General features: G+C 62.8%; 17 protein-coding genes and 2 tRNA genes. 12 read left to right on the top strand and 7 right to left on the bottom strand.

Annotated features, from left to right (window positions below; translation table 11 throughout):
- The first annotated feature begins 61 nt into the window (after positions 1-61).
- Genes P8Q88_RS10055 through P8Q88_RS10070 form a run of 4 tightly spaced genes read left to right on the top strand, consistent with a single transcriptional unit; the run spans position 62 to position 3,161 of the window.
- Complete coding sequence (locus P8Q88_RS10055; protein WP_278323705.1) at positions 62-634, top strand: 5-formyltetrahydrofolate cyclo-ligase; 573 nt, start codon at positions 62-64, stop codon at positions 632-634.
- Positions 635-644: 10 nt separating this feature from the next.
- Positions 645-860, top strand: a complete 216-nt coding sequence (locus P8Q88_RS10060) for a DUF2842 domain-containing protein (protein ID WP_278323706.1) — start codon at positions 645-647, stop codon at positions 858-860.
- Between the two features lie 48 nt (positions 861-908).
- Positions 909-2,345 (top strand): MFS transporter, encoded by a 1,437-nt coding sequence (locus P8Q88_RS10065; RefSeq protein WP_278323707.1) that lies wholly within the window; start codon positions 909-911, stop codon positions 2,343-2,345.
- Between the two features lie 33 nt (positions 2,346-2,378).
- Positions 2,379-3,161 (top strand): DNA-formamidopyrimidine glycosylase family protein, encoded by a 783-nt coding sequence (locus P8Q88_RS10070; RefSeq protein WP_278323708.1) that lies wholly within the window; start codon positions 2,379-2,381, stop codon positions 3,159-3,161.
- Between the two features lie 13 nt (positions 3,162-3,174).
- On the opposite strand, the gene P8Q88_RS10075 is transcribed toward P8Q88_RS10070, so the two are convergent.
- The 5 genes from P8Q88_RS10075 to thyA form a co-directional block, all read right to left on the bottom strand.
- Positions 3,175-3,251 (bottom strand) — tRNA-Asp (locus P8Q88_RS10075).
- A 347-nt stretch (positions 3,252-3,598) separates the two neighbouring features.
- Complete coding sequence (locus P8Q88_RS10080) at positions 3,599-4,921, bottom strand: dihydrolipoamide acetyltransferase family protein (RefSeq protein WP_278323709.1); 1,323 nt, start codon at positions 4,919-4,921, stop codon at positions 3,599-3,601.
- Between the two features lie 5 nt (positions 4,922-4,926).
- Complete coding sequence (locus tag P8Q88_RS10085; RefSeq protein ID WP_278323710.1) at positions 4,927-5,988, bottom strand: alpha-ketoacid dehydrogenase subunit beta; 1,062 nt, start codon at positions 5,986-5,988, stop codon at positions 4,927-4,929.
- The gene (locus P8Q88_RS10090) at positions 5,985-7,298 is read right to left on the bottom strand and encodes a 3-methyl-2-oxobutanoate dehydrogenase (2-methylpropanoyl-transferring) subunit alpha (protein ID WP_278323711.1); all 1,314 of its coding nucleotides are present in this window, start codon (positions 7,296-7,298) and stop codon (positions 5,985-5,987) included. Before P8Q88_RS10090 ends, P8Q88_RS10085 begins: the two co-directional genes overlap by 4 nt.
- 104 nt (positions 7,299-7,402) lie before the next feature.
- A complete protein-coding gene (gene thyA, locus P8Q88_RS10095) occupies positions 7,403-8,329 on the bottom strand; it encodes a thymidylate synthase (protein WP_278323712.1) in 927 nt (308 codons plus the stop codon).
- 108 nt (positions 8,330-8,437) lie between these two features.
- Here thyA and P8Q88_RS10100 point away from each other — a divergent pair.
- The 6 genes from P8Q88_RS10100 (at position 8,438) to P8Q88_RS10125 (ending at position 12,672) form a co-directional block, all read left to right on the top strand.
- Positions 8,438-8,514 (top strand) — tRNA-Pro (locus P8Q88_RS10100).
- Positions 8,515-8,601: 87 nt separating this feature from the next.
- Positions 8,602-8,730 carry an Entericidin EcnA/B family protein gene (locus P8Q88_RS10105; protein WP_278323713.1) on the top strand — a complete coding sequence of 43 codons (129 nt, stop codon included), beginning with the start codon at positions 8,602-8,604 and terminating at the stop codon, positions 8,728-8,730.
- Between the two features lie 93 nt (positions 8,731-8,823).
- Complete coding sequence (locus P8Q88_RS10110; RefSeq protein ID WP_278323714.1) at positions 8,824-10,023, top strand: GGDEF domain-containing protein; 1,200 nt, start codon at positions 8,824-8,826, stop codon at positions 10,021-10,023.
- A 39-nt stretch (positions 10,024-10,062) separates the two neighbouring features.
- A complete protein-coding gene (locus P8Q88_RS10115) occupies positions 10,063-10,536 on the top strand; it encodes a low molecular weight protein-tyrosine-phosphatase (RefSeq protein ID WP_278323715.1) in 474 nt (157 codons plus the stop codon).
- The gene (locus tag P8Q88_RS10120; protein WP_278323716.1) at positions 10,529-11,869 is read left to right on the top strand and encodes an ABC1 kinase family protein; all 1,341 of its coding nucleotides are present in this window, start codon (positions 10,529-10,531) and stop codon (positions 11,867-11,869) included. The genes P8Q88_RS10115 and P8Q88_RS10120 overlap by 8 nt, the downstream gene beginning before the upstream one ends.
- Complete coding sequence (locus P8Q88_RS10125) at positions 11,869-12,672, top strand: fructosamine kinase family protein (protein WP_278323717.1); 804 nt, start codon at positions 11,869-11,871, stop codon at positions 12,670-12,672. Before P8Q88_RS10120 ends, P8Q88_RS10125 begins: the two co-directional genes overlap by 1 nt.
- Positions 12,673-12,721: 49 nt before the next feature.
- Here the strand turns inward: P8Q88_RS10125 and recG are convergent, their stop codons facing one another.
- Entirely contained in the window at positions 12,722-14,785 is a 2,064-nt protein-coding gene (recG, locus tag P8Q88_RS10130; protein WP_278324476.1) for an ATP-dependent DNA helicase RecG, read from the bottom strand.
- Between the two features lie 53 nt (positions 14,786-14,838).
- Here recG and P8Q88_RS10135 point away from each other — a divergent pair, with 53 nt between their 5' ends.
- Positions 14,839-15,117, top strand: coding sequence for an FAD assembly factor SdhE (locus P8Q88_RS10135; RefSeq protein ID WP_278323718.1), 279 nt, complete (start codon positions 14,839-14,841; stop codon positions 15,115-15,117).
- 116 nt (positions 15,118-15,233) lie between these two features.
- Positions 15,234-18,725 (top strand): transcription-repair coupling factor, encoded by a 3,492-nt coding sequence (gene mfd / locus P8Q88_RS10140; RefSeq protein ID WP_278323719.1) that lies wholly within the window; start codon positions 15,234-15,236, stop codon positions 18,723-18,725.
- On the opposite strand, the gene P8Q88_RS10145 is transcribed toward mfd, so the two are convergent.
- On the bottom strand, positions 18,722-20,044 hold the full coding sequence (locus P8Q88_RS10145) for a GGDEF domain-containing phosphodiesterase (protein ID WP_278323720.1): 1,323 nt from the start codon (positions 20,042-20,044) through the stop codon (positions 18,722-18,724). The two genes, mfd and P8Q88_RS10145, sit on opposite strands and share 4 nt — an antisense overlap.
- Positions 20,045-20,078 lie beyond the last annotated feature (34 nt).

The following is a 20,078-nucleotide window of genomic DNA, read 5'->3' on the forward strand; positions in this document are numbered from 1 at the left end:
TTTATTCTGCGCTGACCCGCCGCTGCATGAGCGTGGGGCGCGCAAGTCTGCAGGGTTGGATGTGACGAAAGACGAGCTTCGCAAACAGTTGCGCGCTGCGCGCAAGGTTCATGTCGCGGCGCTGCCTGACAGCATGCGTGCGCTGGTGTTCCACCGCCCGCCGGCTCCGCTTCTCGATCTCGTCCCCGACGGGGCGATCATCGGCCTCTATCGCGAAACAAGGTATGAGGCTCCTGCAACCGCCTATGCAAAATTCTTTCTCGAGCACGGCCACGAGCTTGCCTTGCCGCGGTTTGCCGGCGGGGGTGAGCCGATGGCTTTTGCTCGCTTCGCAGACCCTTACGAGGCCGCCGACCTCGAGGAAGGACCTTTCGGTCTGATGCAGCCGACCGGGAACGCGCCCGAAATGGTGCCGGACGTGCTGCTCATGCCGCTTGTCGCATTCACCGCTCAGGGCGAGCGCCTCGGCCAGGGCGGAGGGCATTACGACCGCTGGCTCGAACGGCATCCGGATACGGTCGCGATCGGGCTGGGCTGGGATTGCCAGCACGTGGACGATTTGCCCGTGGAGAAGCATGATCGCCGCCTTCATGCGATCGTGACCCCGACCCGCATCTATGGACCTTTCGCATGAGGAGGCGCGCATGAGAGAAGAACCTACCTGGCGCATTCCGGTCGGCCTGCTTGGCCTTCTAGCCGCACTGCTGATCTACGGGATCGTGATCGCGCGCTACGTTCCGGAAGTGATCGGAGACTGGCACGCATTCGCGCAGACTGCGGTCTATCTGGTTCTTGGCCTCGTCTGGCTGCTCCCTCTGAAGCGCTTCCTGATCTGGATGGAAACCGGCCGCTGGGGTTGATTGCCAAGCAGGGATGCCTGCCCTAGCCTCCCGCATGGGAGAGAATGCATGGCATCACACGGCGGCGAAGCGAGCGGACCCGTTGGCGACAAGCCTTCTGTCGGTCTCAAGCTGGCGCACGGTTTTGGTGCGGCGGCTTTCGGAATCAAGAACAACGGGTTCGATTACTTCCTGCTGCTGTTCTACGGCACGGTGATCGGCCTTGAACCCGGCCTTGTCGGCCTCGCCATCCTCATCGCGCTGGTTTTCGACGCTTTATCAGACCCGCTGGTCGGCTATTGGTCCGACAATTTCCGCAGTCGCTGGGGCCGGCGGCATCCGTTCATGTATGCCGCCGCAGTGCCGGTCGCACTCAGCTATTTCCTGCTGTGGACCCCGCCCGATTGGGGGCAGACGGGACTCTTTCTTTATCTGACCGTCGTCGCAATTCTGATCCGCACGTTCATCACCTTTTACGAAACTCCCAGCACCTCGCTAATTCCCGAACTGGCAGTCGATTACGACGAACGCACGAGCCTCCAATCCTACCGGCTGTTCTTCGGTTGGGCTGGCGGCAACATCATGAGCGTAATCATGTTTGGCGTGCTGCTGGCAGGTCCACTCGGCATGCGCGATCCCGAAGCCTTCGCGACTTACGGCATCATCGGCAGCATCACGATTTTCGCTGCGATCATGGTTTCGGCCCTGGGCACGCACCACCGCATTCCGCATCTCCACTGTCCCGTCGCAACGGGCGAGCGCTACAGCGTGCGCCGCATCTTTCGCGAAATGATAGAGACGCTGAGCGAACGCAGCTTCATCGCCCTGTTCCTGGCAATGGTGTTCTTCTCGGTCGCGACCGGCCTCGCAGCGTCACTGTCTTTCCTAATCCTCAACTATTTCTGGGGCTTCAGCGAATTCCAGATCTTCATCTGGACCTGCTCGGTATTCTTCTCCGCCCTTCTTGGATTCCTGCTCGCGCCCTGGTCCGGCAGGCGCCTGGGCAAGAAGAAGGCGACGATAATCCTCGGCCTGCTGGCCTTCACGATCCAGCCCGCACCGGTCTTGCTCCGCCTCGTGGGCGCGATGCCGGAAAACGGCGATCCGCTGTTGTTCCCGCTGGTGCTCGCCGTCAATGTGATCGATCTTGCACTGATTATCGCTGTATCGGCCGTCGCCTATTCGATGATCGCCGACCTCGTCGAGGCAAACCAGCTGAAGACGGGCCGGCGCAGCGAGGGCGTATACTACGCTGCGATCACCTTCACCCGCAAAACGACCCAGGGGCTTGGTGTGCTTGCCGCCGGTGTCATCCTGTCCGCCATTGCCTTTCCGGAAGGTGCAGAACCGAGCACGGTGTCCGAAGACACACTCTGGGCGCTGGGCGCTGGCTACGCCCCATCGCTGCTCGCCCTTTGGCTGGCTGGGCTCTATTGCATCTCGCGGTACCGCATCGACCGCGCCGAACACGAAGCCAATCTGCGCCTGCTGGCAGAACGGGGCTGAGGAACGGCCTCGGCAGGCCTTCGTTCGATTGGCATGCCCGAATTACCCGAGAACGAGGCGCAGCGCCTGACCCTGGAACGGGAATGCCTAAACCGTACGATCGAGGCCGTGGAGCTGGGCAGCGACACCGAATATATCGAATTGCCGGGCGATAACGCGCGCAAGCGACTGGTAGGTCATCAATTCACGCAGACACGGCGACACGGCAAAAACATCTTCGCCGGATCGAAGACCGGCCCCTGGATGGCGGTGCACCTCGGAATGACCGGCAGGCTCGTGCCCTTCGATGCACCGGACGAGGCGCCGGAATATACCAAGCTTCTGATTATTTTCGAAGGCGATCGCCGCCTCGCGTTCCGGTGTCCCCGCAAGCTCGGCCATGTGCGCATCATCGATGATGTAGACGAGTATCTTGCTGGCGAAGACCTGGGGCCCGACGCACTTGAAATCGACAAGGCTAGCTTCCTCGAAGCACTCGGCACCACTCGCAGCGCGATCAAGTCAGCACTGATGAAGCAAGAGCGCATCGCTGGCATCGGGAACCTGTGGTCCGATGAAATACTGTTTCAGACCGAAATCCATCCAGAAACCCGTGCTGATGAACTGGGCGAGGCAGCGCTGGGTGCGATGCACACTGCCATGCGCCGCATTTTGGACGGAGTGATCGATACCGAAGCCCATTATTCCGAGCTCCCCCGCAAATGGCTGATACGCCACCGCGAAAAGGGTGCGGAATGTCGGCGTTGTGGAGGAAAGATCGCGACCGCCAAGGTCGGCGGACGAACCGCCTGCTTTTGCAAGGATCATCAATCGTAGGAAAATCCCCAAGTGGCGCGAGTGACGGGGCTCGAACCCGCGACCTTCGGCGTGACAGGCCGACACTCTAACCAACTGAGCTACACCCGCGTAGCCACTTGGGAGCCGCGCAGTTAGGGCAGGCTCCGATTCCTGTCAATGCCGATCGCGGGGCTTTTTTGTCCTTTTTTCGGCAGCGCGACAGGCCTGTGCTCTTTACCCCAAATTAACCCCTCGCGCACACCTTCGGACTATCGAAATCCGCGTGGGGGAACGGGGGTTCGCAATGCTGAGAACAGTCTTTCTGATCGCATCGCTGACGATGCTCGCAGGCGGCGCACTGGCCGCGCAATCTGCCTTCGACATTCAGGACCAAGCGTACTCGCCCATCGCCCTCGTAAAACGATAGGCCCGAAGCGATAAGCCCGAAACGATAGTCAGGAGCGACAGGCGCGCTGTCAGCTGACGAGAATCAGCGCCGGGGCCTCGAGCAATTTCTTGAGCGCCTGGATGAAGCTCGCCGCATCCCAGCCATCGACGACGCGATGGTCGCAGCTGATCGAGATATTCATCAGCTTGCGCTTCTCGATCCGCTCTACCCCATCGGTGCCGGTCACGTACATGGGCCGTTCGATGATACGATTGGGGCCGATGATGGCGACTTCCGGACGATTGATGACCGGGGTCGTCGCCACGCCGCCTAGGGGGCCGAGCGAGGTAACGGTTAGCGTTCCGCCCTGCATTTCCTCGCTCTTGGCGGTCCCGTTGCGCGCTGCATCGGCAAGTCGGCTGATCTCATTGGCGAGCTGCCACGGGTTCTTCGCCTGCGCGTCCTTTATCACCGGAACCATCAGGCCGGCATCGGTCTGCGCAGCCATGCCCATGTGCACGGACCCATGACGCGTCACGATGCCCGCCTCATCGTCGTAACGGGCATTGATCATCGGGAAGTCCGGCAGGGTCTTGCAGATCGCGGTGATCAGCAGGGGCAGCAGGGTCAGTTTGGGTTTGTCGCCGCGATTGGCGTTGAGCTGGGCGCGCAGCTCTTCCAGATCGGTGACGTCAATCTCTTCGACATAGGAGAAATGCGGGATGTTGCGCTTCGACGCAGCCATGTTCTCGGCGATGCGACGCCGCATGCCGATGACCTTCTTCTCCTCGTCCTCGCGCGTCGGCGCGGCAGATCCATAGCCCGAATTGTACGACAAGAACTGGTCGAGATCGCCATGGCGGATACGGCCGTCCTCTGCGGGCTTTACCTGAGCAAGGTCGATCCCAAGGTCCTTTGCGCGCTTGCGCACCGCGGGCGTGGCGAGAACCTTGGTGTCCGGTGAAGGCGCGGGCGCCGGGGTGGGCTCTGGAAGCGGCTCGGGGTCGGGGTCGGCGGCCAAAGCGTCGTCGGCATCGCTCGCATCGGAGGTCTCGACTTCGATCCGCTCCTCGACTTCCTCGTCCTTAGGTGCGGGAGCGGGCGTTGCTTCCGCAGCCGCCTCGTTCTCTTCGGCAACCTCCTCTTCGGCAACCTCGTCAGGCACCTCGCCTTCGACCTCGATCACGACCAGCATGGAGCCGATCGAGACCATATCGCCCTCGCCTCCGGCGATCTCCAGGATCTTGCCGGTCACCGGGCTTTCCATCGGCACGGTGGCCTTGTCGGTCATCATGTCGACGAATTCCTCGTCTTCACTGACCGTATCGCCAACCTGCTTATGCCACTGGACAATTTCGGCCTCGGCAATGCCTTCGCCGATATCGGGCATGTTGAAGGTGAATTTCGCCATGGAAGTCAGTCCTTGAGAATCTTGTCGAGGGCCTCGCCAATACGGACGGGACCGGGGAAATAGGCCCATTCGAGGCTGTGCGGATAGGGCGTGTCGAAACCGGTCACGCGCTCGACCGGTGCCTCCAGATGATAAAAGCATCGTTCGGTCACAAGCGCCGAGAGCTCGGCACCGAACCCGCTGGTACGGGTTGCTTCGTGCACGATCAGGCAGCGCCCGGTGCGCTCGACCGAAGCCTCGATCGCCTCGATGTCGAGCGGGACGAGCGTGCGCAGGTCGAGAATGTCGGCCTCGACGCCCTTCTGCTTGCAGACCTCCTCGACCACATGGACCATCGTGCCATAGGCCAGGATCGTTACGCGATCGCCTTCGGTCACGCGCCGCGCCTTGCCTAGCGGAATCTTGTAATATCCCTCGGGGACGATGCTTTCATCGAACCGCTTCCACGGCTGCGCAGGCTTGTCGTAATAGCCTGAGAACGGGCCGTTGTAGATCCGTTTGGGTTCGAAGAAGATGACCGGGTCGTTGTCCTCGATCGCGCTGATCAGCAGGCCCTTGGCGTCGTAGGGTGTCGACGGGATCACTGTCTTAAGGCCCGACACGTGCGTGAAGATCGCTTCCGGGCTCTGGCTGTGCGTCTGCCCGCCGAAGATGCCGCCACCGAAGGGCGAACGCACCGTCATCGGCGCAATATACTCGCCCGCCGAACGATACCGCAGGCGCGCCGCTTCACTGATGAGCTGGTCGAGGCCGGGATAAATGTAGTCAGCGAACTGGATTTCGGGCACCGGGCGCAGGCCATAGGCCCCCATCCCTACCGCCACGGCTATGATGCCGCATTCGGAAATCGGAGTGTCGAACACGCGGGTCTTGCCGTGTTTTTCCTGCAGCCCCGCGGTGCAGCGGAATACACCGCCGAAATAGCCGACGTCTTCCCCCATGACGACGACGTCCGGGTCCTTTTCCATCGAGACATCGAGCGCATCGTTGATCGCCTCGATCATGTTGAGGCGGCGTTCCGTGTCCTGCTCTTTCGCGGGCGCGGTTTTCGTCTCGGCTTCGCTCATGCGCCCTTCCCTCCGTTCGGCAGCCCCTCGGGGAACTTGGTCTCGCGCTCGCGAATCGCCTGCTCGGCCTGCTCCCTGAGGTGCCAGGGAAGCTCCTCGAAAACATCCTCGAACATGGTACGGAACGGATGGTGCAGGCCATGGCCGAGAATGCCGTTAGCCTCGGCTTCCTTGGTAGTCTTCTTCACATGCTCGGCAGCCTCGAGGTCCATCTTTTCCTGCCGCTCTTCATCCCATTCGCCAAGCGCAATGAGGTGGTCCTTGAGACGGGTCACGGGATCGCCCAACGGCCATTCGGCCCGCTCCTGCGCGCTACGGTATCCAGTCGGGTCGTCCGAAGTGGAATGCCCCTCCGCGCGATAGGTGAAGAACTCGATCAGCGTCGGCCCCGCATTGGCGCGGGCACGATTGGCGGCCCAGCGCTCGGCGGCATAGCAAGCGAGCGCATCGTTGCCGTCTACGCGCAGACCGGCAAGACCATAGCCCAGCGCGCGGGCGGCGAAGGTCGTTCGCTCCGCCCCGGCGAAACCGCTGAAGCTGCTGATCGCCCACTGGTTGTTGATAACATTGAGGATAACCGGTGCATTATAGACCGTCGCGAAGGTGCAGGCCGAATGAAAGTCGCCCTCCGCAGTGCTGCCCTCGCCCACCCAGGTTGCTGCGATGCGACTGTCGCCTTTCATCGCGCTCGCCATGGCCCAGCCAACCGCCTGCGGTGTCTGCGTGGCGAGGTTGCCGCTGATAGTGAAGAAGCTGTGCTCGCGGCTCGAATACATGATCGGCAGCTGGCGGCCCTTAAGCTTGTCGCCCTTGTTCGAGTAGATCTGGTTGATCATCTCGATCATCGGATAACCGCGCTGGATCAGAATGCCCTGCTGGCGATAGCTGGGAAACACCATATCGTCCCCCGCCAGCGCCATGCTGGCCGAGACGCTGGTTGCCTCCTCGCCGGTGCACTTCATGTAAAAGCTGGTCTTGCCCTGGCGCTGCCCGCGGAACATGCGCTCGTCGAAGGCGCGCGTCATCGCCATGTGGCCAAGCATCTTGCGTAATGTGTCGGGATCGAGCTTCGGATCCCACGGGCCGTAAGCCTTGTTGTCGTCACCCAGGACGCGCACCAGCCCGAAAGCCAACTCGTGCATTTCCTTGGGGTCACAAGTCTCATCGGGGCGCGGCGCCGTGCCGACCTCGGGGATCTGCAGATGCGAGAAATCGACCGTATCGCCGGGTCGAAACTTCGGTTCGGGTACGTGGAGCGACAACTTGGGGCGATTGTCCCCTTGTCCGGCTCCTGAGGGCCTGTCGGCCATAGAAATCTCTCCCAGACGCAATCTTACGCGCAGGCGTTATAATATTTCGCGCACGCGAAACGGTCAAGGGAGGGTCAGTTCACCCGACAAACCACTGGGCCGGATCACACGGCGACGGGCGCCTTGATGGGCCCGTGCGGCGTGTAGTCGCGAACCTCGAAATCCTCAATCCGATAGTCGAAGATCGTGGAAGGCCGCCGCAGGATTTTAAGCCGTGGGTGGCCTTGCGGTTCCCGCGAGAGCTGCTCTTCCACCAGATCCGCGTGATTGAGATAGAGATGCGTGTCCCCGCCCATCCACACGAGCTCGCCCGGCTCGAGATCGACCTGCTGGGCGATCATCCGTGTCAGAAGCGCCGCCGACCAAAGATTGAACGGCAGGCCGAGGGCGACATCGCAACTTCGCTGGTAGAGCAGGCAATTGAGGCGACTTCCCGCCACATGGAACTGATAGGTCTTGTGACACGGCGGCAGCGCCATGCGGTCGAGCTCGGCGACGTTCCAACCTTCGATGATATGACGCCGACTGCCCGGGTTATTCCTGAGCGAGGCGACGACTTCCGCAACCTGATTGACCCCAGGACCCTTCCGATAAAGGCCGCCCTTGACCGGCTGGTAGGTAGGCCAATCGACCCATTGCTTGCCATAGACCGGCCCCAGGTCACCCCATTTCGCGGCGAAGGCCGGATCGTCGGCAATCCGCGCAATGAAATCGTTGAGTGCGATTTCGTCGCCCGTTTCATCGACATAGCGAGCGTGCGGCCACTCGTTCCAGATCTTCACGTCTTGCAGCACCAGCGGGCGAATGTTCGTGTCGCCGGTGAGAAACCATAAGAGCTCACGCGTCGCGGTCTTCCAGTAGACGCGCTTGGTCGTCACCAGCGGCATTGCCCCTTCGGCGAGGTCGAAGCGCAGCGTCGCCCCGAACACCGACCGCGTCCCGATACCGGTACGATCGCGCCGTTCATCGCCCTGCGTCCAGGTGCGGCGCATGAGGTCGAGATATTGGTCTTCGTAATGCTGCTTCGACACGCGTGCAGCCCTAGCCGGAAATTGCGCGAATTGCCCGCTTGCTCTCGCAGCAATCCACACCTATAGGGCCGCCTCTGCCTCGCGGGGTCCGCCCCGCAAGCATCCGGTCGGGGAGTAGCTCAGCCTGGTAGAGCACTGTCTTCGGGAGGCAGGGGCCGGAGGTTCGAATCCTCTCTCCCCGACCATTTCATTCATCTGCGGGCAAGCCGGGTGTGGCGATGGTGCCGGACCGTATTGCTTAACCCCTGCGCGGGCACGAAGGATGTATTCTGATGATTCGTAAATCGCTCGCTATCGCCCTTGTGCTCGCTGGCGCGGCATCGCTCTCGGCCTGCAATACCGTGCGCGGGCTAGGCGAGGATATCAAATCCGTGGCCGATGCTGGCGATCGCGTGACCTGAGAGGCGCGTCGCGCGGTGGTTTCGCCTCGCATGCTTATCAAGCCGTTAACCAATGCGGCTTAGGCGTGCTGCAATGAGAGCGACACTTCCATCATGTGGCTGATCAATTCCGTCGCGCGGCGATCGCGAGGGTCGGGTTGGCGCGCCTATTTCCTGATTGCCTGCGTCGCGCTGCTGGCCGTCCTCCTCGGTGGTGCAAGCTGGAGTGCGTACCGGTCCTCCGTCGAGCGGAATGTTGCGGAGGCCTGGCAGGTTCATACACTTGAGGTCTTGCTCGAGACCGATCGCCTGCGCACTTCGACATTGCAACAGATACGCGGTGAACGGGGATACCTTCTCACTGGTGACGCGAATTTCTTGCGGCCTTACGAATCCGGGCGCCAAGCGTCGATCGAGGCCCGCGAAAAGCTCGCTGCCCTGATCGCCGACAATGCCGAGCAAACGGCCCGCCTACGTGCCATGGACGACGAATTCTCCCGGCTGGGAGAAGTCCTGGAAGCGATGATCGAGCAACAGCAGGACGGGCGCGGCGCTGAGGCTATTGCCTATGTCCGGCGCGGCGCCGATCGCGAAGCTATCGAGGCGATCCTGAGCGGGCTGGAGCAGATCGAAGCAACCGAGCGGCAACTGCTGGCCGATCGGACCGAGGCAGCCCAGCAGAGGGCGCGCGAGAATGAGCTCTACCAATATGGTCTTGCGCTTGTGGGCCTCTCGTTGCTCGTCCTTGCCATGGTCACGAGTTTTCATGTGCGTCGCGCTCTTGACGCAGAAGCCGAAATACGTCGCGAGTTGCTGCGATCTGCCGCCACCGATCCGATGACCGGCCTGCCGAACCGGCGCAGTTTCATGGAGGCGCTGGCGCGGTCGCTGGCGCGGGCAGACGCCGATCCTTCGCGCGATCTATGCATCGCCATCTTCGACATCGATCATTTCAAGCGCATCAACGATCGGTTCGGCCATCCCGCCGGTGACGCGGTGATATGCGAAGTCGGGGCAAGAGCGCATGATGCCTTGCGCAAGCGCGATCTGGTCGCGCGCATCGGCGGCGAGGAATTCGCCATCATCCTGCCCAAAGCCAATCTCGATGGCGCGCTGGCCGTTTGCGAACGCCTGCGCATGACCATCGATGGCCAGCCTGTCCGCCACGGCGATGCCATCATCCCCTTCACGATCAGCATCGGTGTGGCCGAATTTCAGCGCGGGGACGATATGGATCACATCATGGCACGTGCCGATGGCGCGCTATACGAAGCCAAGACCGGCGGGCGAAACCAGGTGCGCATCGCCGCGTGAGCCCTTGCGCCGGGCTGCGTGCGCGCCCAAGTCTGCGGCATGGCCCATACCAAAGTCCTGTTCGTCTGCCTCGGCAATATCTGCCGTTCCCCTCTCGCCGAAGCCGCTTTTCGTCAGGCAGCCGATAGCGCCGGTCTCGACGTGGCGGTCGATAGCGCCGGGACGGCCGATTATCATGTCGGCCAGCCCCCCGATCCCCGCAGCATCGAGGAGGCAGAGCGCAATGCAATCGACATCCGCCACTACCGCGGGCGCCAATTGAGCGAAGATGATTTCCATGAATTCGACTTTATTCTCGGCATGGACAAATCGAACATGCGCGACATTGCGCGGCGCGATCCCGGCAATGGCAAGGCGCATGTCGCCATGCTGCTCGACATCGTCCCTGGCCACGAAGGCCGCGAAGTCGGCGATCCCTATTACGGCGGGGCCGACGGCTTCCGCCGCACTTGGGCAGAGGTTGAGGCGGGAGCCAATGCGCTGGTCGCGGTGTTGATCGACCGGAATGGCTGACGACCCGAACGAGAAACGCGACCGCCATCGCGCGGTGCCATCGTCGCGCGCCGGCCGCTTTGCCGGATTCAGCCGGCTAGCCGGCGGTGTCGCCGGCGGCATGCTGAGCGAGGGCGCACGACGCCTGGCCGCCGGCGAGCGCCCGCGAATGGACCAGCTTTTGCTGACGCCCGGAAATGCAAAACGACTGGCTGACCGGCTCGCACACCTGCGCGGCGCAGCCATGAAGCTTGGCCAGATGATTTCGATGGATGCAGGCGATTTCCTGCCGCCCGAACTGGCCGATATCCTCGCCCGGTTGCGTGACCGGGCGGACTTCATGCCCCCGCGCCAGCTTGACCAGGTTCTCAGCGGTGAGTGGGGCAAGGACTGGCGCCGCCAGTTCCGTCGGTTCGAACCGCGGCCGATCGCTGCTGCCTCCATCGGGCAGGTCCACCGCGCCCTGACGCGGGACGACCGAATGCTCGCCATCAAGGTCCAATATCCCGGGATTGCGCAAAGCATTGATTCTGATGTCGATAATGTCGCTTCGCTGCTCAGGATCGCCGGGCTCCTGCCGAAGGAGCTGGACATCGCTTCGCTGCTCGCGGCCGCAAAACAGCAATTGCACGAGGAGGCCGATTACGACCGCGAAGGCCGGATGATGCAGGCCTATGCCGAATTGCTCGAAGGCGACAGCCGCTATGTCGTGCCGCGGCTCGACCAGGAGCTTACGCGGGAACGGGTGCTGGCGATGAGTTTCGAGGAGGGGCGCCCGATCGAAAGTCTCGCCGAGGAGCCGCAGGATGTGCGCGATCGCGTATTCACAAACCTCATAGAACTGGTCGCGCGCGAGTTGTTCGAATTCGGCTTCATGCAGACCGATCCGAATTTCGCGAATTATCGCTACCGTGCGGACGGAGAGCAGATCGTGTTGCTCGACTTCGGAGCCGCACGGCCGATCGATCCGGTGATCGGCCAATCCTACCGCCGCCTGCTCGAAGCCGGACTCGACGAGGACCGCGACCGGGTACGCGGCGAGGCGATCGTCGCCGGTTTTGTAAATCAGCGTGCGGTCGAACGGCATCCCGAGCACATGGCGCGGGCAATCGACATCATCGTCACCGAGATGTCGCGTGGCGAGCTTCTCGACTTCGGAGACCGCGCCTTTGTGCCCGAAATCCGCGAAGCCGTGATGCCGATCGCACAGGACCGGGAAAGCTGGCACCTGCCGCCGGCTGAGACGCTGTTCGTGCAACGCAAGGTTAGCGGCACAGCCCTGCTCGGCGCACGGCTGGGCGCACGGGTCGACGTCCGCGGGATCGTGCAAGACACGCTGGCGCGCACGGCCTGATGGGCGAGGCTGCCGCCATCGGACGGCTGTGCGGCAGTCCGGTTACAGCCACCCATGCCCTGCCGGGAGGCGACATATCCGGAGCCAGCAAGATCACTCTTGCCGACGGTCGGATTGTCGTCGCCAAACATGGCCCGATGGTCGAAACGGAAGGCCGCATGCTTGCGGCCCTCGCCGAATGCGGCGCGCCTGTTCCCAAAGTCATCGGCATCGAGCGTGGAACGCTCATCATTGACTATGTCGGACCATCTGCGGCGATGCGCGCCGACCATTGGTCGGCTGTTGCCGCCGCGCTCGACACCCTGCGGGACTGCAGCGCGACGGACTATGGCTGGAGCGAAGACTACGCCCTGCGGAATGTGGTCGTCAGCAACATGCGCACGGACAATTGGGTCGAGTTCTGGCGGGACAATCGCCTGTTGTGTGGTTTGGACGAACTGCCCGCGCCGCTTGCGCAACGGGTCGAACGCCTGGCCGGAAAGTTGCGCGACTTGATTCCGTCGCAACCTCCTGCATCGCTAGTCCACGGAGACCTTTGGGGCGGTAACATCGTCGCCAATCCCGACGGACGGATCTGGCTGATCGACCCCTGCGCTTATCATGGTGATCGCGAAGTCGATGTTGCCGCGATGACGGTATTCGACAACCCGCCCAGCGAATTGTTCAATAGTCTGGCGCTGGAACCGGGATGGCGTGAGCGCCTGCCAGTGTATCGCCTCTGGATGTGGCTGACCCATGTCCGGCTGTTTGGAGAAGGCTATCGTCCGGCAGCAGAGAGCGATCTTGAACGCCTTGGGTTTTGAGGGACCACCATACGTCAACCGGGTGACAACAGGTCGGTCGATTGGCCGATCACCCGCCCCTTAGCGTCTTGACGCCATAATCGCGCTCGAAGAGGTAGAGCAGCACGCGCGCCGCCTCCCCTCTTTTGCCGCCCAGCCCGCCATCATGCTCGACGAGCAGACGAGCATCGTCATGGGCCCGCGGCAACAGTGCAGATATCTGTTCGAGGCTGGCAATCGTGAAAGGTGTGTCGCCCGACTGGCGCGTGCCGAGCAATTCACCGCCGCCCCGCAGGCGCAAATCTTCTTCAGCCAGCAGGAAACCATCCTGTGTCTGGCGCATCAGTTTCAGGCGTTCCTGGGCCGTCTCCGAAAGGTTCTCGCCATGCAGCAGCACACAGAAACTCTTCTCGCTTCCCCGGCCCACACGACCGCGCAACTGGTGCAATTGTGCCAAGCCGAAGCGTTCGGCCTGTTCGATCACCATCAGCGTCGCATTCGGAACATCGACACCGACTTCGATCACCGTCGTCGCGACGAGCAGCTTGGTCCGGCCCGACGCGAAGCTCTCCATTGCGGCGTCTTTGGCCTCGGGCGCAAGCTGGCCATGGACCAGCACGACATCCTCACCGAAACGTTCCTTCAGCGAGGCATATCGGGCCTCGGCTGCGGCGATGTCCTCAGGTCCATCCAGTTCACGCACCATGGGGCAGACCCAATAGGCCTGCCGCCCTTCGGCCATCTGCGTTTCGAGCCGGTCGACGAGCGCGCCGATCCTGTCCTGGCCCATCACCACCGTGTCGATCGCCTGACGGCCCGGGGGCAACTCGTCCAGCTTACTGACGTCGAGTTCGCCATATTGCGCAAGTGTTAGCGTGCGGGGGATCGGCGTTGCAGTCATGGCGAGGACGTGCGGCGCTCGCTTGCCCTTGCTCGCCAGCATCAGCCGCTGACCCACTCCGAACCGGTGCTGTTCGTCGATCACCACCATGGCGAGGTTGCGATAAACGACCTTGTCCTGAAAGATCGCATGGGTGCCCACGACGATGTCGATGCTGCCATCGATCAAGCCCATTAACGTGGCTTCGCGAGCTTTCCCCTTGTCCCGTCCAGTGAGCAGCGCGACCCGCGCGCCGGTCGGCTCGGCCATGCGGCGCAGGCTTTCATAATGCTGCCGGGCGAGAATCTCCGTTGGGGCCAGCAGGGCCGCTTGTGCCCCTGCCTCCACCGCGATCAACATGGCTTCGAGCGCCACGACGGTCTTGCCCGCGCCCACATCCCCCTGCAGCAGCCGAAGCATGGGGGCCTCCTGCGCCATGTCACCTTCGACTTCCGCGATCGAGCGCTGCTGCGCGCCGGTCAGCGGGAAAGGCAACGCCAGTTTCCCGCGAAGGCTCCCGTCCCCTTTGAGCGATTGCCCCTTTCGCCTGCGATTGTCCGCCCGCACCAGCATCAGGGCGAGGCTGTTTGCCAACAATTCATCATAGGCAAGCCGGTCGCGCGCCTTCGCATGCTCGCCCTTGTGCGCCAGAACCAGCGCATCCCGCCAGGCAGGCCACCCTTCCTTGTCGAGCTGCGAGCGTTCGATCCACTCGGGTAGTTCAGGCGTGCGCGACAGCGCCTGCTGGATCAGCCCGGCGATCCGAGGCTGGGTTAGCCCTTCCGATAGGCGATAAACCGGCTCGCACAATCGCTGGAGGGACGCGCCGCCCTCTTCGATCACATGATCGGGATGGACCATCTGCAACATGTCGCCGAAACGTTCGAGCTTGCCGGCAACCCAGCGGGTCGCGCCTACCGGCAGCTGTTTCTTCGCAGTGTAGGATGCGCGCCCGAAATAGGTCAGTGCCAGCACATTGCCGATACTGTCCTGCGCCAGAACGCGATAGGGTGCGCGCGGGGAGCGGCTGCTGCGATGTTCAGTAATGGTCAGCTTGACAACGATCTGCTCGCCTTCGCCTGCCTCGTCCACAGTCTCGACAGCGCGCCGGGTCACGAACCGTTCGGGCAGGTGATAATCGAGGTCGCGGACGCGCGTGAGCCCGAGGCGAGTCAGCGGCTTCGTCATTTTCGGCCCGACGCCGTCGAGTGTTTCAGTCTCGGCGAACAGCGGGTTGAGGACATCCGGGCGCATGCCGCCCGCTATAGCCGCTTGCGCGCTCATGGCGAGTGCCCTACCCGCAGCCCATGCCCGAAATGCTCACCTTCGATGGCCGCAGACAGCGCGCGAAGTTCCGCGCATGGCACCGCGGCACGCGCGAGGCCGATTTCATGATCGGCGGTTTCTTCGACCGCTATCACGCCGGATGGGGCGAAGACGAGCTCGCCTGGTTCGAGGCGCTGCTCGAAGAAGACGATGTGGACGTCATGGCCTGGGCTCTCAAGACCCAACCGACCCCGCCGCGCTTCGAAGGCGATCTCATGCGCGCGATGCAGGAACTGGACTACGTCGACATTCCGCGTTGACGGGCCGCTTACGGGCACTATCTCGCCGCTGACGTATTATCGAAGCACCCCCTTCCTCAGCGGACAGGGGGCAATTTGGCGTGAGCAATCCGCAGCGCGCCGAAGCAAGGAACACGATGCCTGACCTCTCCCGCATTCTCAAGGCAAGCCAGCCTCTCACCCTGGCGCAGGTGGCGCGCGGAGCACAGCCGCTGGTCATGGCCGACCTCGCGCGTGCGAGCGAGGGACGCGCCGTCTTCATCGCGCCGGACGATGCGGCCATGCGCAACGTCGCCGATGCTGCAGCATTCTTCGCGCCCGAACTGGAGGTCATCGAATTCCCTGCATGGGACTCGCTTCCCTACGACCGAGCCAGCCCGGCTCTTGCGATAAGCGCCCGTCGTCTGGCGGCGTTGCATCGATTGCAATCGGGCAAGGGGTCGCGGCAATTGCTGGTCACGACGGCCAACGCCATCCTCCAGCGTGTGCTCACCCCGTTCCGCATTCGCGAGAGCGTCCGCGAATTCAAGCCCGGCACCGAGATCGGCCGCGAGAGCCTGTCCGCCCTGCTCCAGCGCCAGGGCTACAGCCGCACCGATACGGTCATCGACAAGGGCGAATACGCGATCCGCGGTTCGATCGTAGACGTCTTCCCCAGCGGCATGGACGAGGCACTGCGACTGGATTTCTTCGGCGACGAACTGGAAAGCCTGCGCAGCTTCGATCCGAACACGCAGATGAGCACTGGGCGGCTCGACAACCACCTGCTACTTCCCGCGAGCGAAGCCTTGCTCGACGAGGACAGCATCAAGCGTTTCCGCACCCGCTATCGCGAGATGTTTGGCGCAAACGCCACGCAAGATCCGCTATATGAGGCTGTGAGCGAAGGCCGTCGCCTCGCCGGCATGGAGCACTGGCTACCTCTGTTCGAGGACAAGCTGGTCACCTTGTTCGACCATCTTGGCAAGGACGATGTCGTGGTGATCGACAATGCCTCGCTCGCCGCGGCGGAAGAACGGCTGAAGGACATCGGCGACTATCACGAGCAGCGCACCGCAATCACCGGACAGGCGAAGGGTAATTACCGGCCGCTGAGGCCTGATGCGCTCTATCTTACCGACGACGAGTTCAGATCGGCGCTCAAGGATGCCCCGGCGCATCGCGCAACCGCTTTTGACGAGCCGGATGGCGAGAAGGTGATCGATTTCGCCTTCCGCTCGGGCCGCGACTTCGCCCCGGAACGTGCACGAGGCGACAATGTTTATCCGGTCCTCGCCGACTACCTGAAGGCGCTGGCAAAGGCCGGCAAACGCCCGCTTCTTGCAGCATATTCCAAGGGCAGCCGCTCGCGCATCGCCTCGATCCTTGGGGAAGCTGGCGTCAACGTGCAGCTGGCCGATAGCTGGCAGGAAGCGCTCGGCCAGTCGGCAAAAGGCAAACCTTCGGCAATGATCCTGCCGGTCGAGGCGAGTTTCGCCAATGACGAGATGGAGCTGTTAACCGAGCAGGATATCCTTGGCGACCGGCTCGTACGCCGCAAGCGAAAGCGGAAAGATGCCGACGCCTTCCTCGCCGAACTGCAGGCCCTGAGTGTTGGCGACCTGATCGTCCATACCGAGCATGGCATCGGGAAGTACCTCGGCCTCGAACCCATCCCGGTCGGCAAGTCCAAGCACGATTGCGTGCAGCTGGAATACAAGGGTGGCGACAAGCTGTTCATACCAGTCGAGAATATCGACGTGCTCAGCCGGTATGGCTCGTCGGAAGAGGCCGTCCAGCTTGACCGGCTTGGCGGCGAAGCTTGGCAAAAACGCCGCGCCCGCCTGAAGGAGCGCATTCGCGAAATCGCCGGCGAGCTCATGCAGGTGGCTGCCCAGCGCGCCTTGAAGAAAGCGCCCGTTCTGGAAGTGGAGGACGGCAGCTACAACCAGTTCCTCGACCGCTTCCAGTACGAGGAAACCGACGATCAGGAACGCGCGATCGAGGACGTACTACGCGATCTTGAAAGCGGCAAGCCGATGGACCGGCTCGTCTGCGGCGATGTCGGCTTCGGCAAGACGGAGGTCGCCCTGCGCGCAGCTTTCGTCGCGGCGATGAACGGCCAGCAGGTTGCCGTCGTCGCGCCCACCACCCTCCTCGCCCGCCAGCATTTCGAGAACTTCTCGCAACGCTTCAACGGCTTCCCTCTCAAGGTCGGGCGGCTTTCCCGCCTCGTCCCGGCAAAAGAAATGAAGGAGACGCGCGAAGGTCTGGAAAAGGGCGATGTCGACATCGTTGTCGGCACGCACGCGATCCTGTCCAAGCAGACGAAGTTCAAGAACCTCGGCCTCGTGATCGTGGACGAGGAGCAGCGGTTCGGCGTGACGCACAAGGAGAAGCTCAAGCAGCTGCGCGCCGATGTGCACATGCTCACGCTCACCGCCACGCCGATCCCGCGCACGCTGCAGATGGCGATGACGGGCCTGCGCGAGCTCTCGACCATCCAGACCCCGCCGATCGATCGCCTTGCCGTCCGTACCTATGTGATGGAGTGGGACGACATGGTGATGCGCGAAGCCCTGCTTCGCGAACATCATCGCGGCGGGCAGAGCTTCATCGTGGTGCCGCGCATCTCCGACATGGAACAGGTCTCGGACTGGCTCCACGAGAACGTCCCCGAGGTGAAATTCGTGGCCGCCCACGGCCAGATGGGCGCAGGCGAGATCGAAGAGCGGATGAGTGCCTTCTACGAGGGCAAATATGACGTGCTGCTCGCAACCACGATCGTCGAGAGCGGCCTCGACCTTCCGAGCGCGAACACCATCATCATCCACCGCGCAGATATTTTCGGCCTCGCCCAGCTCTACCAGCTGCGCGGGCGAGTGGGCCGCGCGAAGCTGCGCGCCTATGCCTATCTCACCTATGCTGCCGACACGCAGCTGAGCGAAGTCGCGGAAAAGCGTCTGAAGGTGTTGGGCGACCTCGACAGCCTCGGCGCGGGCTTCCAGCTTGCCAGTCACGATCTCGACATTCGCGGCGCAGGCAATCTGCTGGGCGACGAACAGTCCGGCCACATCCGCGAAGTCGGTTTCGAACTTTACCAGTCGATGCTGGAAGATGCGATCCTGGCCGCCAAGGCGGGCGAGCTGGGTCTCGAGGCCAAGCCCGAGCGCGTCAGTCCGCAGATCACGGTCGATGCACCGATCATGATCCCGGAGGATTATGTGCCGGACCTAGCCGTTCGCATGGCGCTCTATCGCCGCCTCAACGATGCGCAGGACAAGGCCGAGATCGAAGCGCTCGCTGCCGAGATGATCGACCGCTTCGGCGAACTGCCGGCCGCGACGGCCAACCTCGTGCGCCTCATCGAGATCAAGCATCAGGCGATGGAGGCCAATATCGCCAAGATCGACGTGGGCGCGCAGGGCACACTGGTGACCTTCCACAACGACGACTTCCCCGATGGCCCCGGCCTGATCGCCTACGTCGATCGTCTTCAGGGAACCGCGCGGCTGCGGCCGGACATGAAGCTTGTCATCAGCCGTGCATGGAACTCGCCGGAAAGCAGGCTCAACGGCCTGTTCCAGCTGACCAAGGGACTATCGGGCATCGTGCGCAAGGCACGCAAGCAGGAGAAACAGGCGGCCTAGCCTTCAACCAGACGCAGGAAGGCTTCCGCGCTCATCGGCTCGGCGCGCAGAAAACCCTGATAATATTCGCAACCCTCCGCTGCGACCAGCGCGCGCTGTGCTTCGGTTTCGACGCCCTCCACGACCACGGCGAGATCCAGCGCGTTGGCCATGGCGATGATCGCGCGAAATACTGCGAGATCGCGCTCGTCCTCCAGCACGCCGTCGATCATCGAGCGGTCGAGCTTGATACAATCGATCGGCAGCACCTTGAGATAGCGGAAATTGCAGAATCCCGCCCCGAAATCGTCCAGCGCAAGCCTGATATCGAGCACCTTGAGCTGGTCGAGCACGTGCCCGACACGGTCGAGGTCGGCCAGCAGGACCTGCTCGATGATCTCAAGCGTGATCCGGGCAAGCGAGAAGCCGGTGCGCTCTGCGAGTCGCGCAAATTCCATAGCGAAGCTGTCCGCCGCCAGATCGGCCGGCGTGATGTTGAGCGAGAGCCGCAGATGGTCTGGCCAATGCACCGCCTGTTCCAGCGCGCGCTGCGCGATGTGGCGCGATAGATGCGCGACATGGTCGGCGCGCTCGGCAATCTGGAACAGCGATCCCGCTCCGACGCGGCCAATCGTAGGATGGTGCCAGCGGGCCAGCGCCTCCGCCCCGATCATCCGCTCGTCGTCCAGGGCGTATTGCGGCTGGAAGAGAATCTCGATCTCGTCATTGTCGATTGCCGCCAGAAGGTCCGCCTCCAGCGCGCGGAACGAGCGGCCCGAAACCTCCATCTCGCCGGTCGACCAGTCGATCCGCCGCCCCTGCCCTTGCCGCATTCGGTTCGCAAGCTCGGCCAGGCGGTCGAATACCCGGTCTGCATCGTCCTTTTCGGTGACCCGCAACAAAGCGAGGCGCGGCCACAGGCGCAGGTGCGCCGCATCTTCCTGCGGGCTGGCGATCGGCATGGCAATCGCATCCGCCAGGGCTTCCGCCAGCCACTGCCAACGTTCGCGACTGCATTGCTGGCGGGAAAGGAGGAGGAAGGTACCGCCGCCCACGCGCGCGGCGAGCCAGGCCGTGCTGTCGAGCTCGTCCGAAGCAAAATGCTTGATCCGCTGCGCCACTTCGACCAGCGCGCCATCGCCGGCGCTCTCTCCGAAAGCGACATTGACGTTGTCGATCCGGCCGAGCGTGATCATCATCGCGTGGATCGGGCAGGATATGACCTCCCGCGGCCAATCGTGCTGCCAGCGCGCAATCGTGGCCTTCGCCGCACCGAGGTCGGCGAGCCCGGTAAGGCTGTCGCGCGTATCAACGGACATGTCGTAGGGCATAGTGGCCATCGTCATTCCCATATCGTGTTAACGTTCCATCGCG

It is taken from the genome of Qipengyuania marincola (genome assembly GCF_029688625.1).
Classification (GTDB): Bacteria; Pseudomonadota; Alphaproteobacteria; order Sphingomonadales; family Sphingomonadaceae; genus Qipengyuania.

Bases quoted from the DNA above. Each gene is read 5' to 3' on its own strand.
- mfd (WP_278323719.1), top strand. From the start codon at position 15,234: ATGCCTGACCTCTCCCGCATTCTCAAGGCAAGCCAGCCTCTCACCCTG.
- P8Q88_RS10135 (WP_278323718.1), top strand. From the start codon at position 14,839: ATGCCCGAAATGCTCACCTTCGATGGCCGCAGACAGCGCGCGAAGTTC.
- recG (WP_278324476.1), bottom strand. From the start codon at position 14,785: ATGCGCCCGGATGTCCTCAACCCGCTGTTCGCCGAGACTGAAACACTC.
- P8Q88_RS10085 (WP_278323710.1), bottom strand. From the start codon at position 5,988: ATGAGCGAAGCCGAGACGAAAACCGCGCCCGCGAAAGAGCAGGACACG.
- P8Q88_RS10145 (WP_278323720.1), bottom strand. From the start codon at position 20,044: ATGGCCACTATGCCCTACGACATGTCCGTTGATACGCGCGACAGCCTT.
- P8Q88_RS10115 (WP_278323715.1), top strand. From the start codon at position 10,063: ATGGCCCATACCAAAGTCCTGTTCGTCTGCCTCGGCAATATCTGCCGT.
- P8Q88_RS10120 (WP_278323716.1), top strand. From the start codon at position 10,529: ATGGCTGACGACCCGAACGAGAAACGCGACCGCCATCGCGCGGTGCCA.
- P8Q88_RS10090 (WP_278323711.1), bottom strand. From the start codon at position 7,298: ATGGCCGACAGGCCCTCAGGAGCCGGACAAGGGGACAATCGCCCCAAG.
- P8Q88_RS10060 (WP_278323706.1), top strand. From the start codon at position 645: ATGAGAGAAGAACCTACCTGGCGCATTCCGGTCGGCCTGCTTGGCCTT.
- P8Q88_RS10070 (WP_278323708.1), top strand. From the start codon at position 2,379: ATGCCCGAATTACCCGAGAACGAGGCGCAGCGCCTGACCCTGGAACGG.
- P8Q88_RS10105 (WP_278323713.1), top strand. From the start codon at position 8,602: ATGATTCGTAAATCGCTCGCTATCGCCCTTGTGCTCGCTGGCGCGGCA.
- P8Q88_RS10080 (WP_278323709.1), bottom strand. From the start codon at position 4,921: ATGGCGAAATTCACCTTCAACATGCCCGATATCGGCGAAGGCATTGCC.
- P8Q88_RS10065 (WP_278323707.1), top strand. From the start codon at position 909: ATGGCATCACACGGCGGCGAAGCGAGCGGACCCGTTGGCGACAAGCCT.
- P8Q88_RS10110 (WP_278323714.1), top strand. From the start codon at position 8,824: ATGTGGCTGATCAATTCCGTCGCGCGGCGATCGCGAGGGTCGGGTTGG.
- P8Q88_RS10125 (WP_278323717.1), top strand. From the start codon at position 11,869: ATGGGCGAGGCTGCCGCCATCGGACGGCTGTGCGGCAGTCCGGTTACA.